Genomic DNA, 15458 nt, shown 5'->3' on the forward strand with positions numbered 1-15458 from the left:
CTCTGAATGCATTGACGCGATGGAATGTAGTACATATGCTACATCTCATCGAAGGTCGATGACTGGGAGGACTCATGGCTTCGAACACCGTGCTCGACGTGGCAGGACTGCGAATGCGCTACGACGACACCGACGTAGTAAATGGCGTCACCTTTTCCGCAACACGCGGCGAGGTGCTCGTCATGCTCGGCCCCAACGGGGCGGGCAAAACAACCACGATCGAGATCCTTGAGGGGTTTCGCAGACGTTCGGCCGGTCAGGTCGAGGTGCTGGGAACTGATCCCGAACATGGCGACGAGGCATGGCGCGCCCGCATCGGCGTCGTCCTGCAATCCTGGCGCGACCACGCGAAATGGCGTGTGCGCGAACTACTTACGCACATGGGCGGCTACTACGCACGTTACTCAACCGACCGCGTTGCCCGCCCGTGGAATGTCGACGAGCTCATCGAACTAGTCGGCCTCGCCGAACACGCCAACGCGAAAATCGCCAATCTGTCCGGCGGCCAACGCAGGCGTCTCGATGTCGCGATTGGCATCGTCGGGCGGCCCGAACTGCTGTTCATGGACGAACCGACCGCCGGTTTCGACCCAGCGGCACGACGCGATTTCCACGACCTCGTCCATCGCCTCGCCGACCTCGAAGAGACCACGGTCCTGCTCACCACGCACGACCTCGACGAAGCCGAGAAGTTGGCCGACCGCATCCTGATCTTGGCTGGCGGACACCTCATCGCCGACGGCTCACCCGACGCGCTCGCCCGCTCAGTCGAAGGAGAAGCCCAGGTCGGCTGGTCAATCGACGGCCAACGCTTCATCCACCCCACTCACACTCCAGCCGAATTCGTGCATGAACTCTACGAGCAGCACGGCCCGCTGGTCACCGAGCTCGAAGTCCGCCGCTCGTCACTCGAAGACACCTACATGACGCTGGTCAAACGCGCCGAATCCGGCCAAGAAGCCGCTCCCGTTCGCACCCTCGCGGAGGTCACCCGATGAACGCTGTCACGCCCGGCATCCGCAGAGGGCTCATTGAACTGCGGCAGCACTTCACCAACGCACCCGACCTGATCGGCCTATTCCTCACGCCCGCAATCACTCTCGGCGTGCTGTTTTTCCTGCGTAACAAGACCTACGACGACTCTGGCCTGTCGGTCGCGACGCTCGCGCTGCCCGGGTTCCTCGCGAGTCTCGTCGCGTTCAACGGGCTGTACCTGCTGCTCAACGAGCTCGTCCTCGATCGTGAGGACGGCACCCTGCTGCGCGCGAAAACAATTCCGCGCGGCATGACCGGGTACTTCGTCGGCAAAATCGTGTCGGTGGCCGCGTCGGTCACGATGCAGGTCGTTATCGTGCTCGCTGTGGGAGCGGTATTGATCGGCGGACTTTCGCCGCACGGCACAGGGTGGTTCACGTTCGCGTGGGTACTTGTGCTTGGGCTGCTCGCCGCGCTGCCACTCGGGGCGATTTTCGGCAGTTTCCTCGACACACGCAGCGCGTTTTTGCTCACGATCCCGATGATGGGCCTGATCGCGATCTCTGGCATCTTCTACCCGATCACCGCGCTGCCCGGTTGGTTGTCGGCGATCGGCCAACTGTTCCCGATGTACTGGCTTGGGCTGGGTATGCGGTCGGCCCTGTTGCCCGCCGACGCGGTGTCGATCGAGATCGACGGTTCGTGGCGGCATCTGGAAACGGTGATGGTGCTCGGCGTATGGGCGGCGATCGGGCTCACGCTCGCACCAATTGTGTTGCGCCGCATGGCAGGTAAAGAGTCTGGTGCGACGATGGCCGCCCGAAAGGACAAGGCGATGCAGCGTGCCTTCTGAGGCAATTTACAACCGCATCGCGATGCTGCGCGCCGAGCGCGGCATTTCGCGACGCGACCTGGCCGAGGCGCTCGGGGTGCACTACCAAACCATCGGTTACCTCGAACGCGGCGAGTACAGCCCGAGCTTGCACTTGGCACTGCGCATCGCCGCGTACTTCGAAGTGGCTGTTGAGGTGGTGTTCGCGATCGAACCCTTCCCTCGGTTGGGTGCCGGTTAGCCGCGCATGAGGTCATAGGCCGAGCGCGAACCTTCAACGGCCCGTACCCAGAACTCGTGTGACAACTTGGAGAAGCTCGCGTCGACGCCCACTTCCTCGCTGGCGGCGATAATGTGCTCGGCACCTGCGGCCATCATCCGCAGGTGCGCGGGCGTTTTCAGCCCTCCCACCTGGGCAAGCTCGGCGAACTGCTCGATGAAGAACGGGTAGGCCTGCGCGGCACGGACCGCGAATGGTGTGAAGGTGGCGATGTCGGCGCCGGACTTCTCGATCACGGCGAATGCCTGGTCGAAGGCGAGCAGCCACGGGTGGAATGCCGTGAGCAAGGCCTGGTAGAACACCTGCGAAAGGCCGTCGTCGGAGCCAAGATATTCCTGTGGGCTCAGGGGTCGCAGCAGGTCAGCGTGTTTTTCGAATACCGAGGCTGGGCCGCTGTAGAAGATGTAGGAAGCCGGGTGCGCGATGTTGTCGCCGGCCGACATCACCCCGCCCGACAGGAACTCCGCGCCGCGCTCGCGTACCCACGCTCCGCCCGATCGCGCCTGCGCGGGCGAGTCTGATGACAGGTTCACGATCACCTTGCCCGCAAGATTGTCCGCTTGGCCGAGCACGTCGTACATCGCCGCGTAATGCGTGAGGCTGAGAATCGAAACCTCGTTTGCCGCAACAGCTTCCGTGACAGTGTCGGCGCGTTTGGCCCCAAGCGCGACCATCGCCTCCACTTTCTCGACGCTGCGATTCCACACCGTCACCTCAACGCCCGCCGCGAGCAACGCCCGCACCATCGCCTGTCCCATCGGGCCGAGCCCGAGTACCGAAACCGCATTCTGTGTCATGCCATTGATGGTTGCCGCCAGCGCGTTTTCCGGGAAGATCGCACTTTCAGGTGTGGTTGCTTACCTTGAGGTACGCGACGAGTTCAGGAGGATTTCCCCATGACCATCAGTGACGCGGGTCACGAAGTGTGCGGGATGAGCTTGGCGATCGACGTGGTCGGCGGCAAGTGGAAATTGCATTTGATGTGGGTTTTGGGCGACGGCCCGCAGCGCTTCTCCGAAATCCGCCGCCTGCTGCCGGGCGTGAGCGAGAAGGTGTTGACCGAAAACCTGCGCCATTTGGAACACCACGGCGTACTCCACCGCGAGATCTACCCCGAAATCCCGCCCCGAGTGGAGTACACCTTGACCCCCCTTGGCCAGACTTTACGCACCGCATTGGCCCCACTAGAAGACTGGGGCAACACCCACCGCACGACCCTAACCAGCCCCGTTTAGCCAAACAGTTCGGTTGCTGCGTCTGCTGTCGCTGCCTGAGTCAGCCACTTATCGAGTTGGTCCGAATCGCACGTGGTGGCGAGCTGTTGCTGCTGACGCACCGAAAGCTCAAGTCCGCGCGCGGTGAGCACCGTGACGATCGCCTCCCTGCGCGCCTTCTCCAGTTCTTCGCGCCCCTCCTCACGTCCCTGTTCGCGTCCCTGCGCCCGCAACAACTGCGCGGACTCCGACCGGAAGAACGACAGATCGATTGCCATTTGGTCCCTCCAGAACTTGGCGGCTTCGGTATGCGAGATTCCCTGTTCGATCAGTTCAGCGTAGAAGGCCGTTTGGTCGTCTTGTCCTCGGCGGCGAAACGCTGTCACGATCGCCTCCAGTATCTCATCTATCTCGGGTTCACGCGCGTGAGTAATCGCTGAAATTGCAGCTAGCGGCAGGTCTCGCAGCACCTCCGCGGGGCTGGTGATCGCCGGGACGTTGTCCGGGCCAAGCACAATCGGGTGCAGGGTGATGCTGGTCCAGCGGTGGTATGCCACCCGCATGGGCTGTCGCGCCCACGCGGCTGTCTCGCGATCATGGCAGACCACGATCAGCACAACGGGCAACCCGTACTTGTTGTGCAGGAAGGTGACGTAGTAGGCCCACGCTGCCACCCGAGACGGGTCGCGCGACGACTGCGCTTCCACCACGAGGATGAACTCGTCGCAGGCGGTCCGAACGCGCAGGATGGTATCCGCGCGACGTTCGACGGGCGCGGTCTCGGTGAGGTCGACGGAGATCTGTTCGACTTCGACGGCATCGGGGAATGGCAGGTCGAGCACACGAAAGGCGTGCGTAATCGCGGCAGCGTCATGGGTGAAGATCGTGTGCATCGCCTCGTGCGATGAGCTGATCATGCCCGCGAAAGTACCAGCGATCGAATAGTTGTTCGAGTCGGACAAATCACCTATCAGTCAGGTAATCCGTCGCGATCTGTTCGCCTACCCGCTGCAATAGGGCGTTGGCGTTCGCTATCGACGTCGCCGCGTTCGGTTCCAAATCGCTCAAGCTGTATGCCGCCGCGAAGCCCGCCGCGTGAATCTCGCCCGGCGACAACAACGTCCGGCCAACCGCCGCCAAAACCGGGACGCCCGCGCGTTTCGCCGCCGCCGCCACGCCGACCGGAGCCTTGCCGTGCATGCTCTGGTGGTCCAGCGACCCCTCGCCGGTCACCACCAAATCGGCGGTAAGCAAAAGCGTTGGGAATTCCAGTAATTCGAGTAGCACCTCGATTCCGCTGCGCACCCGCGCACCCAAAACCGCGAGCGCGCCGAAGCCCGCGCCGCCCGCCGCACCAGCTCCCCCGATTTCGGCATACCCCTTACCCAAAACCGCAGCCCAATTGCCAAGTGCCGCTTCAAGTTGCACCATTTGCAAAGCCGAAGCGCCCTTCTGGGGCGCGTAAACCGCGACCGCACCGGCGGGCCCAAGCAGCGGATTGTCCACATCGCACGCAAGCACAAACCTCGCCTGCGAAACCCCAGGATGCAGCCCGGCACGGTCGACGGAAACCACCGAACGCAACACCTCAACCGAACTGCCGTCAGCCACCTCAGCCCCGGCAGCATCAAGCAACCGCAATCCGAGCGCCCGCAGCATCCCCGCCCCACCGTCGGTCGACGCACTACCGCCCAAGCCGAGCACGATCTCGCGCGCACCACGGTCGAGCGCGTGCGCGATCACCACGCCGAGCCCAAACGTATTGGCGCGCAACGGCTCTAACCGACCACGCAACTTCACCAACCCAACCGCGGCCGCCAATTCGACAACAGCGGTCGACCCCTGCACCGCGTAAACCGCGGTAGACGGCTCCCCCGTAGGACCAGGCGCGGAAACCACAACCCGCTCCCACCCAGCGGCGGCGAACGCTTCGACCATCCCGTCCCCGCCGTCGGCGACGGGCACCTGGCGCACCTGCGCCCCCGGCGCGACCCGCGCGATCCCAGCCGCGAGCGCGGCGGCAACCTCGGGCGCGGCGAGTGAGCCCTTGAACTTGTCGGGGGCGAGCACTACACGCGTGCGGTAGGTCATTTCGACATTCTCCCGGCTGGCAGCCCAACTCGCCACACCCGGGGTAGTTTCGATGACATGGCGACCGAAGTCGGAAACAACGCCGCGCTCGCGCGGTTCGAACTTACCGCCGACGGGCAGGCCGCCGGATACATCGAATACCAAGACACCGCTTCCGAACGCGCGCTCGTCCACACCGTAATTTTCCCGGAATTCGCTGGTCAGGGCTACGCGAGTGAGCTGGTTGAAGCCGCGCTAAACGCAAGTCGCGCAGCGGGTTTCGAAATTCTCCCGCTCTGCCCGTTCGTGCGCGGCTACATCACCAAACACCCGGCCTATATCGCGCTCGTCCCGCAAGCATCACGGGCGATGTTCAACTTGCCCGAATAGCCGCGTCAACCGCCTGCTGCAATTCGTCCTTCACAAATCGCGCGATTTCGGCAGGGCGCGAAGGCAATTCGAGAACCGGCGCGCGCAGATGAAAACTGGCCAAACGCGCGTCAGCGCCATAACTCATCGCCAACGCGACAAGCACCGGCGGCGCACCCAATTTCGTCGCGCGAAAAGCAATATGCCCAATCCCGCTGCCAACGGCTTGGACCGTCGCAGGGTCAACGTCGTTGCACGTGCCCTCGGGAAAGATCGCGAGGTGGTCGCCTGCCGCGAGCCGTCCAGCCGCCACGTCGATCATCAGCTGCCCCGCCGCGTTCACCGCGCGCAACCCGTGATCCTTGCCGCGAAAAACCGGGATGCCGCCCATCATGTCGACCTTGGCGCGCTGACTTGGCTCGGTAAAAAGCTCGTCCTTCGCGAGCACCCGAATCCGGCCGATCTTGCGCCGCAACGGCGAACGCCACGCCGCCGCGGCCACGGTGTACGGATCGTTTTCGGATAGATGATTAATCGCGTAAATCACCGGGCGACCACTTCGCATTAATGCGTTGAGCTGGTCTTTCGCTCCTTCGGCGTAACTGATACGCGGCTGATATCGTCGCGCGAGCACCGCATAAGACACGAGCGCGCGCAAGCGGTTTTGCTGGTGGCGAAGGTAGTAATCGTAAACGGCCGCACTGTTGTCGAGCAGCACCTCGGGCGCTTCCATGCGCGCGAGAATACCGGCACTGATGAACCGAAGGTGGTCGGTAAATTTTGCGGCACTAGCGACTCGTGGGGCAGCGCGCACCCGCCCGCGAGTGCGATGATGGCTGAGTGGCACGCGGAGACGACCCGGACGAACGCCGTACGCGCGACGAGCAGGGCGACGACCGTCGCGACCGGCGCTCGGCCGCGCTGACAGCGCGGGCGGGCAACCTGTTGGTGTCGGCGACCGACCTCGTCGAGCCCACTTTTCGCAGGACAGTCGTCTACCTGATCGAGCACAACGAGTCGGGCAGTCTCGGCGTAGTGATCAACCGCCCAAGTGAGACCCCGATCGCCGAGGTTTTGCCTGGCTGGGCGTCGTTGGCGGCCGCGCCGACCGACCTCTACATCGGCGGCCCAGTGAAACGCGACGCCGCGCTGTGCCTCGGCACGCTGCGCGTTGGCGCGGACATCGAGGGGGTCTCGGGGTTGCGTCGCGTTGACGGGCGCATCGTGCTCGTCGACCTCGACGCCGACCCGCTCGAAATCGCGACCGTCGTCGAAGGGATTCGTATTTTCGCTGGTTACGCGGGGTGGTCGATGGGCCAGCTCGACGGCGAATTGGAAAACGACGACTGGATGATCGTCTCGGCGCTCCCGTCGGACCCGCTCGCCACTGATCGCCACGACCTGTGGGCCAGCGTCCTGCGCAGGCAACCGCTGCCGCTTTCACTGCTCGCGACGCACCCGATCGAGCTGGAACGCAACTAACGCCCCCGGCGAACCGGGAGCGCAGTTGTTGGGTCAGTTCTGCTTCGTGAAGATCGACCGCGACCACAGGTACCCGCCACCTGCGATCAGCACGCACCATCCGAGCGAAACCCACCCGTTGATCCCAATCTCGGTGCCCATCAACAGCCCGCGCAGCGTTTCGGTGATGGGCGTGAACGGCTGGTACTCGGCGAACTGCCGCATCCCGACGGGCATCGTTTCCGTCGCGACGAGCCCGCTGCCGAGGAACGGCAGCAACACGATGGGGAACGGCGCGTTGCTCGCCGCTTCGGGCGTTGGCGACAACAACCCGAGCGCGACCGCCAACCACAGGAACGCGAAGACGACACCGAGCAGCAGTCCGAAGGCCGCGACCCATTCGATGACCGTCGCGTTGGGCCGGAACCCGACGAGGAACGCGACGGCGAGCATGCCGACGATACCCGCGACCGCCTGCAACATCGCCCCAAAAACGTGCCCGTTGAGCATCGACGATTGCGAAATGGCCATCACCCGAAAGCGATTCACGATGCCTTTGCTCGTGTCTGTGGCGATCGAAACCGCAACGGAGACAGTCATATACGCGGGTAGCAGGAGCAGCATGCCGGGCGTGAGGTAGTCGATGTAATCGCCGCCGGTCGCCTGTTCGAGCGCGCCGCCGAAGACGAAGTTGAAGACGAGCAGCAGCACGATCGGCATGATGATCAGGCTGAACGTCATGCTCGGGTAGCGCTTCGCGTGAGTGATGTTGCGGCGCAACATCGTCATCGTGTCGTTCATCGTGCGGACTCCTTGTCAGTGGCAGCGCTACGGCCGGTGAGGGTGAGGAAAACGTCGTCGAGGTTGGGCGTGTGTACCGAAATGCCGCCCGCTTCAATGCTTTCGGCGTCGAGCAGGTCGAGTACCGCGCGCAGTGATCGCACGCCGCCGTCACTCGGGACAGCGAGCGTGAGACCGTCGCCACCGTCGAGCACCTGGGCTTGGTCGCCGAGCGCGTATTGCGCCTTGCGCAGCGTGACGTGATCGGCGAAATCAATGCGAATGTGTCCGCCGGGAATCAGCCGTTTCAGTTCTGCCGCAGTACCCTCCGCGACGATGCGACCCTGGTCGAGCACCGCGATGCGGTCGGCGAGTTGGTCGGCTTCTTCCAGGTATTGCGTGGTCAGAAACACCGTCACGCCGTCGTTGTCGACGAGGCTGCGGATGACGTCCCAAATCGCGCGACGGCTGCGCGGGTCGAGGCCGGTTGTCGGCTCGTCGAGGAAAATGATGCGGGGATTGCCCACCAGCGTCATCGCGAGGTCGAGCCGCCGGGTCATGCCGCCGGAGTAGGTGCTCGCCTGTTTGTCGGCGGCGTCGACGAGGTCGAACCGTTCGAGCAGTTCGGCGGTGAGTCGCTGAGTTTCCTTGCGGGGCAACTGATTCAGGTCGCCCATGAGCGCCAGATTCTCGCGACCGGTGAGCAGTTCGTCCACAGCGGCGAATTGCCCAGTGACGCCGATCAATTCGCGAACGACATCCTTGGCCGTCGCGACATCGTTGCCGCCGACCGTGCTCGTCCCGCCGTCGGCGCGGATGAGCGTGGTGAGGATCTGCACCGTCGTCGTTTTGCCAGCGCCGTTGGGGCCGAGCAGGGCGAAGACGGACGCTGGCGCGACGGTCAGGTCGATGCCGTCGAGCACGACTTTGTCGCCGTAGCTCTTGGTGAGGCCGCGGGTCGTGATCGCGGGTTGCGTTGTCATGGGCCGTACCTTTCATTCGTTATTGCGTATATGTGCATGAGTTATCGCCACAGCTCCCCGAAGGGGCCGTGTTGAAGTTGGCGGGGTTAGTTAGATGTCGAGGTCTTCGATTTTGGGATGCGAGACGACTTCGTCGACCTTGCGGTAGAGCACTTCGGGGATCAGTTCCTTGAGGTCGCCGACCTTGTCGAAAATCTCGTAGGTGTAGTCGCCCCAGTCCCACGGGCGGTCGCCGATGCCGAACATGCGACGCCAGTACTTCCAGTCGGTGAGGTCGCCCGCCGCCGGACCGGTGGGGTAGTCCTTCCACAGTGCGGTGTGGGTGTGCAGCACGATCTTGCCCTTGCGGCTGCGATAAACGCGCTGCTCAATGACCTTTTCGTTGCCGACATCGCGCCACTCGCCAAGCAGGACACCGTCGAAACGCACCTGCCGCACGCCGTCGCGACCAACTTGCAGAACCACTTCGTCGAAGCCCGCGAGGCGACCCTCTTCGGCGTTGATCAGGTGACGCAATGCCGTCACAACAGTGCTGGACAGGTTGCCGCCGACGAGTTCTTGCGCCCGCTGAAACACGGGTAGATCGTCGTCGGCGACGTAGATCGTCTTGTTGGGCATGAGCCAACTATACGTAGATGTATACGTAGAGACAAGAGGCGCGGAAAACTAACCTGTTAAGGGGACTAGTTTTGCGAATTAAGCGCTGGTCGCCGGCTCGCACGTCTCGCGGATCGAGCACCCGCCGCACGCCGAACCACAGCCGCCAACGGGCGCGGGCGGGAGCAGCGGCTCAACCGCGCGCGCTGCCGCGTTGGCACCAGCGCCGAGCGTGAACACCGCGATCACCGCGACGACAACCGCGATACCGAGCGCGGCGAAGCCATTCGCGACAAGCGCGACGAGGCCGCCGGCAAACAGCAGGAACCCGGCACCAACCGAAGTGGGGGCCGCGATGCGGTTGGCGATGCGGAAGTTCTCGTCGCTATGCAGCGCGGCTTCGGTGGTAACACCAAGAATGGGGTTGCGCGGGAGCTTGCCGAGCAGACCAAGGACGCCGGTCGCGATCGCGACGGCGGCCAGCGCGAACAACAGAACAGCGACGACGACCATGCAATGCAGGCTAGCGCACACCCCCGACAGCCCGACCAGGGGAATCAGCACCGCAACGAATCGCGTGACCTCGCGCACAGGCCCTAGCCAAGAGAAATCCCGTCGTCCGCACGTTCTACCCTGTGAAACGATGTTTACCCCCACCTCGACCACCCGGCGAGCAAAGAGAAGGCAGAACCGTGCAGCCAAATAGTGACGCACCCGCGGTCCTCCAGCACCGGTACAACGCCGAGCTTGCTGGCGAGATCGAGCGCCGTTGGCAGCGCAACTGGGCTGAGCGTGGCACCTTCAACGCGCCCAACCCGGTCGGCCCGCTCGCTGGCGAGACACCTGCCGACAAGCTGTTCATCCAGGACATGTTCCCGTTCCCGTCGGGCGCTGGCCTCCACGTTGGACACCCGCTCGGCTACATCGCCACCGACGTGTTCGGCCGGTACCACCGCATGAAGGGCCGCAACGTCCTGCACGCGCTTGGCTACGACGCGTTCGGCCTGCCCGCCGAGCAGTACGCCGTGCAGACGGGCGCGCACCCGCGCGACACGACTGAGGCCAACATCGCGACGATGCAGCGTCAGCTCGACCGGTTGGGTCTCGGTCACGATCCGCGTCGCTCGTTCGCGACAACCGATCCCGAGTACTACCGCTGGACGCAGTGGATCTTCCTGCGCATCTACAACGCCTTCTACGACGTCGAGCAGGGTCGCGCGCGGCCCATCGCCGAGCTGGAAGCCGAATTCGCCGACGGCACACGCCCGAGCGAATGGGCCACGATGTCAGCCGCCGAACGCAAGGCGCTGATCGACTCGTATCGCCTTGTCTACCAGTCGGATTCGATCGTCAACTGGTGCCCCGGTTTGGGTACGGTGCTGTCGAACGAAGAGGTCACCGCCGACGGGCGTTCCGAGCGCGGCAACTTCCCCGTTTTCCGAAAGCGCATGTGGCAGTGGATGATGCGCATCACCGCCTACGCCGACCGCCTCGTCGACGACCTCGATAACCTCGACTGGTTCGACAACGTTAAGTCGATGCAGCGCAACTGGATTGGGCGTTCGCGCGGCGCTGAGGTCACCTTCACCGCAGAAGGCGCTTCGTTCGACGTGTTCACCACACGCCCCGACACGCTGTTCGGTGCCACCTACGTTGTGCTCGCCCCCGAGCACGAGCTGGTCGACCAGCTCACCGCCGCCGCATGGCCCGACGGTACCGAGGCAGCGTGGACCAACGGGGGCGCGGCAACGCCTGCGGACGCTGTTGCGGCATACCGCAAGTCGATCGCGGCGAAGTCGGATTTGGAGCGCCAAGAGAACAAGGAGAAGACCGGCGTCTTCCTCGGTTCGTATGCGACCAACCCGGCAACCGGCAAGCAGGTGCCGATCTTCATCGCCGACTACGTGCTCAGCGGGTACGGCACCGGCGCGATCATGGCCGTGCCCGGTCACGATGCGCGCGACTGGGACTTCGCGACCGCCTTCGGGCTGCCGATCGTTGAGGTGATCTCCGGCGGTGACGTCACCGAGGCCGCGTACACCGGTGCTGGCGAACTCACCAATTCTGAGTACCTGAACGGACTTTCGGTCGACGAGGCCAAGGCCGCGATCATCGCGCGGCTCGAAGCCGACGGCGTTGGCGTTGGCAAGGTGCAGTACAAACTGCGCGACTGGCTGTTCGCGCGTCAGCGGTACTGGGGCGAGCCGTTCCCGATCGTTTACGACGAAGACGGTGTCGCGCACGCGCTGCCCGAATCGATGCTGCCTGTCGTCTTGCCGGAGATGGAAGACTTCGCGCCGGTCACCTTCGACCCCGACGACGCCAACTCCGAGCCGTCGCCGCCGCTGGCGAAGGCGACCGACTGGGTCAACGTCGAACTCGACCTGGGCGACGGCGTCAAGACCTACCGCCGCGACACCAACGTGATGCCCAACTGGGCAGGCTCGTCGTGGTACCAGCTGCGCTACGCGGACCCGTCGAACGCCGATTTCTTCTGCGCACCCGAGAACGAGTCGTACTGGCTTGGCCCGCGTCCCGAGCAGCACGGTCCGGCCGACCCGGGCGGTGTCGACCTGTATGTCGGCGGCGTCGAGCATGCAGTGCTGCACCTGCTGTACGCGCGGTTCTGGCAGAAAGTGCTCTTTGACCTGGGCGATGTTTCTTCGTCGGAGCCGTACCGTCGCCTGTACAACCAGGGTTACGTGCAGGCATACGCCTACACCGACGAGCGCGGCGCGTACGTGCCCGCCGCCGAAGTTGTTGAGCGCGACGGCAAGTTCTTCTGGACCAACGGCGATGGCGTTGAGATCGCGGTCAACCAGGAGTACGGCAAGATCGGCAAGTCGCTGAAGAACGCTATCTCGCCTGACGAAATGTGCGACCAGTACGGTGCCGACACCTTCCGGTTCTACGAGATGTCGATGGGTCCGCTTGACACGTCGCGGCCGTGGTCAACCAAGGATGTTGTTGGGGCGCACCGCTTTTTGCAGCGGGTATGGCGATTGGCGATCGACGAGGAGACCGGGCTTGCCCGCGTTACCGACGACGCTCCTTCGGATGAAACGCTGCGCTTCGTGCACCGCACGATCGCTGGTGTCGACGAAGACCTTGCCGCGTTGCGCGACAACACCGCTGGCGCGAAGCTGATCGAGCTCACCAACCATCTGACGAAGCACTACCCGGAAGGTGCACCGCGCGCGGCCGTCGAGCCGCTGGTTTTGATGCTCGCCCCGCTGGCTCCGCACGTCGCTGAGGAACTGTGGGAACGCTTGGGGCACAACGGTTCTCTGGCGCACGGCCCGTTCCCGACCGCCGACCCGGCACTGCTCGTCGCGGACTCGGTTGAGTACCCGATTCAGGTAAAGGGCAAGGTGCGCAGCCGAATTCAGGTGCCCGCCGATGCTGACGCCGCGGCGATCGAAGCGGCGGCATTGTCGGACGAGAAGGTTGTCGCGCTGTTGGAAGGCAACGCACCACGCAAGGTGATCGTCGTGCCGGGCAAGATGGTGAACATCGTCCCGTAAGCGTTAATCGCGAAGACCCCGGAGACCTGGTCTCCGGGGTCTTTCGCTGTCTTAAACCTGCACTCGCAGCACATCATTCAGCGTCACCAGCGACAGGTTGCGTTCGCGGATGATGTCAACCAACTGCCCGTAGCAATGGGTCACCGGGGCGAAGTTGGCGTGGCCGATGATGATCGACTGCGCGGCGAAGTACTTGTGCGCGCACTCGATCAGGTACTCCTCGGTGATCAACCCCGAGTCCGACAGCGAGCCGTACCACATCGTCGGGACCACGTAGCCGAGGTCGACGGCCACCTTGTCGACTGTCGCGTTGTGGTTGCCGAACGGCGGGCGGAAGTATGGGGTGCCGTCGACACCAAAGTTGTTGTGCAGGAAGGTCTTTGTCTTCTCCAGCTGCTGCGCGACGCCCGATGCGCTGAGTTTGGTGAGGTCGGGGTGGTCCCAGCTGTGGTTGCCAAGTTGGATCTGGCCCGACTCGACAAGTGGGCGCATCGCGTCGCGGTGGATCGTCCATGACTCGTAGTAGCCGGTGACGAAGAAGGTGAAGCGCGCGCCGGTGTCTTTCGCCCACTTCACATAGGCGCCAACAACTTCCGCGCTCGCGCCGTCGTCGACGGTGAGTGCCATCGACGTACCCTCACCCGGCAGCGCGGTGATCGTCTTCGCGCCGATCACCGACTTCGGCCCGGTCGGCGGCGGAGGAAGAAGCGGCGGCTTGGCGGGGACGAGCGAAGGCGGCACCGGAATCTCGCCGCCCGAGCCCGCTTGCACCGCCTCACCTTCGGCGGTCGCGCAACCGGCCAGCGCGAAAGCGGTACCTGCGGTCAACAGCGCGAGCATCTGACGTCTGTCCACTTGCGGAAATCCCCTACTCAAACCAGGTGCTCGGTTGAGCACGCGCGAATCAGCGGCACGATAGTTGTCGCAACTGTCGAGTTGCTAAATAAGTGGCATATTCGTGCACTTTCGCGGCTGAACAGTTGATTTTGGCCAAAAGTGCGCGAACGTGCACGATTATGCTGGACGGATCACGATCTCGACCGGTTGCGCGTCGGCGGGTGTCTCGACCGCGTGCAGCACCGCGCTCGCGACCGTGCTCGCCTTCAAGAAATGCGTCGGATCGTAGTCGCGCCCCTCGCCAGCGACGATCTCGCGCTGCATATCGGTGTCGATTCGACCGGGGAAAATCGAGGTAACCCGCAGGTCAGGCTCCTCGATGCGCAAGGCGTCGGCGAAGGCGCGCAGCCCGAACTTGCTCGCCGCATACGATGCCCAGCCCGCGTTCGCGCGGATGCCAGCGCCCGAATTAATGAAGACAACGTGGCCATTCGCCGCGCGCAGAGCGGGCAAAAGTAGGCGGGTCAATTCGGCGACGGCAATCAAATTCACCTCGAGCGTATTTCGCCACTGATCGACCGTCGAACTTTCGACCGTGCCCAGGTCGGCGACGCCCGCGTTGTGGACGAGCACGTCGAGTCGGTCGATACCCTTCGCCGCTTCGGCGACCGCTTCGTAGTCGGTGAGCGCCACCGGCCACGGGATCGAGCCGGGCAGTTCGGCGAGAATCGAGGTGAGCGCGTCGGCGGATCGGGCGCCGAGGATGAGGTCGTGGGTCGGGGCGAGCGCTCGCGCGATGGCCGCGCCGAGACCGCGACTCGCGCCGGTGATCAGTGCCGTGTTAGTCGTCACGTCGGCAACGGTAGTGCACGGTCGGCCGTCAGCTTCCCGGCAAACGCGACATCCCGCCCATTTCCACCGCGACATTTACCAGCAAAACCGCAGCACAGCGGCACACGCTAGTACCGTCGAAGGATGACCGATCCACGGTATGACAATGACCCAGCGAACCGTCAGTATCCCGCCGGTCAGTACCCGACGCGCGGATACCAACAACCGCCCGGTCAGTACCAACAACAGCCGCCGAGCCAGCCGAAGGTCAACATCGGCAAGTTGTGGGCGGGTGGCATCGGCACTGCGGTCGTCGCGGCGCTGCTCGTTGTTGTCGCGATCATGCTCGTGCGCAGCGTGCTCGGCATCGCGATTTTGTCGCCGGAAGGTGCTGGCGCGTACGGCACGGTGTCAACCACCTCTTACGCTGTCGCAGCCGCAGGTGCCGCGCTGCTCGCGACCGCGCTTTTGATGGTCTTGCTGCTCGCGATGCCGAGCCCGCTCACCTTCTTCACCTGGATTTGTTTGCTGGTCACGGCGGTCGCGGTGATTCTGCCGTTCACGTTGGTTGCCGACTGGGACGCCAAAATCGCGACCGCTGTCATCAACCTGCTGATCGGGCTGTGCATCACCACGATGCTGTCGTCGGTGGGGTCGGCGTCGCTGAATCGCGCCGAGTACTGATCGCGCCAAGATGCCGACCTG

General features: G+C 63.9%; 18 protein-coding genes. 8 read left to right on the forward strand and 10 right to left on the reverse strand.

Annotation, left to right across the window (positions count from 1 at the left end):
* The first annotated feature begins 74 nt into the window (after positions 1-74).
* The 3 genes from IEX78_RS13060 to IEX78_RS13070 are packed head-to-tail and all read left to right on the forward strand — an operon-like array spanning position 75 to position 2048.
* Positions 75-998, forward strand: coding sequence for an ABC transporter ATP-binding protein (locus IEX78_RS13060; RefSeq protein ID WP_229683924.1), 924 nt, complete (start codon positions 75-77; stop codon positions 996-998).
* A complete protein-coding gene (locus IEX78_RS13065) occupies positions 995-1828 on the forward strand; it encodes an ABC transporter permease (RefSeq protein WP_188829157.1) in 834 nt (277 codons plus the stop codon). Before IEX78_RS13060 ends, IEX78_RS13065 begins: the two co-directional genes overlap by 4 nt.
* Complete coding sequence (locus IEX78_RS13070) at positions 1818-2048, forward strand: helix-turn-helix transcriptional regulator (protein WP_188829158.1); 231 nt, start codon at positions 1818-1820, stop codon at positions 2046-2048. Before IEX78_RS13065 ends, IEX78_RS13070 begins: the two co-directional genes overlap by 11 nt.
* Here IEX78_RS13070 and IEX78_RS13075 read toward each other — a convergent pair.
* On the reverse strand, positions 2045-2884 hold the full coding sequence (locus IEX78_RS13075; protein WP_188829159.1) for an NAD(P)-dependent oxidoreductase: 840 nt from the start codon (positions 2882-2884) through the stop codon (positions 2045-2047). The two genes, IEX78_RS13070 and IEX78_RS13075, sit on opposite strands and share 4 nt — an antisense overlap.
* Positions 2885-2983: 99 nt before the next feature.
* On the opposite strand from IEX78_RS13075, the gene IEX78_RS13080 reads away from it, so the two are divergent.
* Entirely contained in the window at positions 2984-3322 is a 339-nt protein-coding gene (locus tag IEX78_RS13080; protein WP_188829160.1) for a winged helix-turn-helix transcriptional regulator, read from the forward strand.
* Here the strand turns inward: IEX78_RS13080 and IEX78_RS13085 are convergent.
* Together IEX78_RS13085 and IEX78_RS13090 are read right to left on the reverse strand one after the other, a co-directional pair.
* Positions 3319-4218 carry a hypothetical protein gene (locus IEX78_RS13085; protein WP_229683925.1) on the reverse strand — a complete coding sequence of 300 codons (900 nt, stop codon included), beginning with the start codon at positions 4216-4218 and terminating at the stop codon, positions 3319-3321. The two genes, IEX78_RS13080 and IEX78_RS13085, sit on opposite strands and share 4 nt — an antisense overlap.
* Positions 4219-4264: 46 nt before the next feature.
* A complete protein-coding gene (locus tag IEX78_RS13090) occupies positions 4265-5392 on the reverse strand; it encodes a glycerate kinase (protein ID WP_188829161.1) in 1128 nt (375 codons plus the stop codon).
* 57 nt (positions 5393-5449) lie between these two features.
* On the opposite strand from IEX78_RS13090, the gene IEX78_RS13095 reads away from it, so the two are divergent.
* Positions 5450-5761, forward strand: a complete 312-nt coding sequence (locus tag IEX78_RS13095) for a GNAT family N-acetyltransferase (RefSeq protein WP_188829162.1) — start codon at positions 5450-5452, stop codon at positions 5759-5761.
* On the opposite strand, the gene IEX78_RS13100 is transcribed toward IEX78_RS13095, so the two are convergent.
* Entirely contained in the window at positions 5745-6473 is a 729-nt protein-coding gene (locus IEX78_RS13100) for a lysophospholipid acyltransferase family protein (RefSeq protein ID WP_188829163.1), read from the reverse strand. The two genes, IEX78_RS13095 and IEX78_RS13100, sit on opposite strands and share 17 nt — an antisense overlap.
* Before the next feature lie 107 nt (positions 6474-6580).
* Here IEX78_RS13100 and IEX78_RS13105 point away from each other — a divergent pair, with 107 nt between their 5' ends.
* Positions 6581-7222 (forward strand): YqgE/AlgH family protein, encoded by a 642-nt coding sequence (locus IEX78_RS13105; protein ID WP_188829164.1) that lies wholly within the window; start codon positions 6581-6583, stop codon positions 7220-7222.
* A 33-nt stretch (positions 7223-7255) separates the two neighbouring features.
* Here the strand turns inward: IEX78_RS13105 and IEX78_RS13110 are convergent, their stop codons facing one another.
* The 4 genes from IEX78_RS13110 to IEX78_RS13125 form a co-directional block, all read right to left on the reverse strand.
* Positions 7256-8002, reverse strand: coding sequence for an ABC transporter permease (locus tag IEX78_RS13110; protein WP_188829165.1), 747 nt, complete (start codon positions 8000-8002; stop codon positions 7256-7258).
* The gene (locus tag IEX78_RS13115) at positions 7999-8964 is read right to left on the reverse strand and encodes an ATP-binding cassette domain-containing protein (protein ID WP_188829166.1); all 966 of its coding nucleotides are present in this window, start codon (positions 8962-8964) and stop codon (positions 7999-8001) included. Before IEX78_RS13115 ends, IEX78_RS13110 begins: the two co-directional genes overlap by 4 nt.
* 90 nt (positions 8965-9054) lie before the next feature.
* A complete protein-coding gene (locus IEX78_RS13120; protein ID WP_188829167.1) occupies positions 9055-9582 on the reverse strand; it encodes an EXLDI protein in 528 nt (175 codons plus the stop codon).
* Between the two features lie 78 nt (positions 9583-9660).
* Positions 9661-10074, reverse strand: a complete 414-nt coding sequence (locus IEX78_RS13125; protein WP_188829168.1) for an SdpI family protein — start codon at positions 10072-10074, stop codon at positions 9661-9663.
* A 179-nt stretch (positions 10075-10253) separates the two neighbouring features.
* Here IEX78_RS13125 and leuS point away from each other — a divergent pair, with 179 nt between their 5' ends.
* On the forward strand, positions 10254-13085 hold the full coding sequence (gene leuS, locus IEX78_RS13130; RefSeq protein ID WP_188829169.1) for a leucine--tRNA ligase: 2832 nt from the start codon (positions 10254-10256) through the stop codon (positions 13083-13085).
* A 51-nt stretch (positions 13086-13136) separates the two neighbouring features.
* Here leuS and IEX78_RS13135 read toward each other — a convergent pair whose 3' ends face one another.
* Both IEX78_RS13135 and IEX78_RS13140 read right to left on the reverse strand, forming a co-directional pair.
* Positions 13137-13925: a polysaccharide deacetylase family protein gene (locus tag IEX78_RS13135; RefSeq protein ID WP_188829569.1), complete on the reverse strand. Its 789-nt coding sequence runs from the start codon at positions 13923-13925 to the stop codon at positions 13137-13139.
* A gap of 174 nt (positions 13926-14099) precedes the next feature.
* Positions 14100-14774, reverse strand: coding sequence for an SDR family oxidoreductase (locus tag IEX78_RS13140; protein WP_229683926.1), 675 nt, complete (start codon positions 14772-14774; stop codon positions 14100-14102).
* A gap of 123 nt (positions 14775-14897) precedes the next feature.
* On the opposite strand from IEX78_RS13140, the gene IEX78_RS13145 reads away from it, so the two are divergent.
* The gene (locus tag IEX78_RS13145) at positions 14898-15437 is read left to right on the forward strand and encodes a DUF6069 family protein (RefSeq protein ID WP_188829171.1); all 540 of its coding nucleotides are present in this window, start codon (positions 14898-14900) and stop codon (positions 15435-15437) included.
* Positions 15438-15458 lie beyond the last annotated feature (21 nt).

The organism is Nocardia camponoti (assembly GCF_014646135.1).
Lineage (GTDB): Bacteria > Actinomycetota > Actinomycetes > Mycobacteriales > Mycobacteriaceae > Nocardia > Nocardia camponoti.

Excerpts from the sequence above, each read along its gene's own strand:
- IEX78_RS13060 (WP_229683924.1), top strand. The coding sequence starts at position 75 with ATGGCTTCGAACACCGTGCTCGACGTGGCAGGACTGCGAATGCGCTAC.
- IEX78_RS13065 (WP_188829157.1), top strand. The coding sequence starts at position 995 with ATGAACGCTGTCACGCCCGGCATCCGCAGAGGGCTCATTGAACTGCGG.
- IEX78_RS13075 (WP_188829159.1), bottom strand. The coding sequence starts at position 2,884 with ATGACACAGAATGCGGTTTCGGTACTCGGGCTCGGCCCGATGGGACAG.
- IEX78_RS13080 (WP_188829160.1), top strand. The coding sequence starts at position 2,984 with ATGACCATCAGTGACGCGGGTCACGAAGTGTGCGGGATGAGCTTGGCG.
- IEX78_RS13085 (WP_229683925.1), bottom strand. The coding sequence starts at position 4,218 with ATGATCAGCTCATCGCACGAGGCGATGCACACGATCTTCACCCATGAC.
- IEX78_RS13090 (WP_188829161.1), bottom strand. The coding sequence starts at position 5,392 with ATGACCTACCGCACGCGTGTAGTGCTCGCCCCCGACAAGTTCAAGGGC.
- IEX78_RS13095 (WP_188829162.1), top strand. The coding sequence starts at position 5,450 with ATGGCGACCGAAGTCGGAAACAACGCCGCGCTCGCGCGGTTCGAACTT.
- IEX78_RS13100 (WP_188829163.1), bottom strand. The coding sequence starts at position 6,473 with ATGGAAGCGCCCGAGGTGCTGCTCGACAACAGTGCGGCCGTTTACGAT.
- IEX78_RS13110 (WP_188829165.1), bottom strand. The coding sequence starts at position 8,002 with ATGAACGACACGATGACGATGTTGCGCCGCAACATCACTCACGCGAAG.
- IEX78_RS13115 (WP_188829166.1), bottom strand. The coding sequence starts at position 8,964 with ATGACAACGCAACCCGCGATCACGACCCGCGGCCTCACCAAGAGCTAC.
- IEX78_RS13120 (WP_188829167.1), bottom strand. The coding sequence starts at position 9,582 with ATGCCCAACAAGACGATCTACGTCGCCGACGACGATCTACCCGTGTTT.
- IEX78_RS13125 (WP_188829168.1), bottom strand. The coding sequence starts at position 10,074 with ATGGTCGTCGTCGCTGTTCTGTTGTTCGCGCTGGCCGCCGTCGCGATC.
- IEX78_RS13135 (WP_188829569.1), bottom strand. The coding sequence starts at position 13,925 with ATGCTCGCGCTGTTGACCGCAGGTACCGCTTTCGCGCTGGCCGGTTGC.
- IEX78_RS13145 (WP_188829171.1), top strand. The coding sequence starts at position 14,898 with ATGACCGATCCACGGTATGACAATGACCCAGCGAACCGTCAGTATCCC.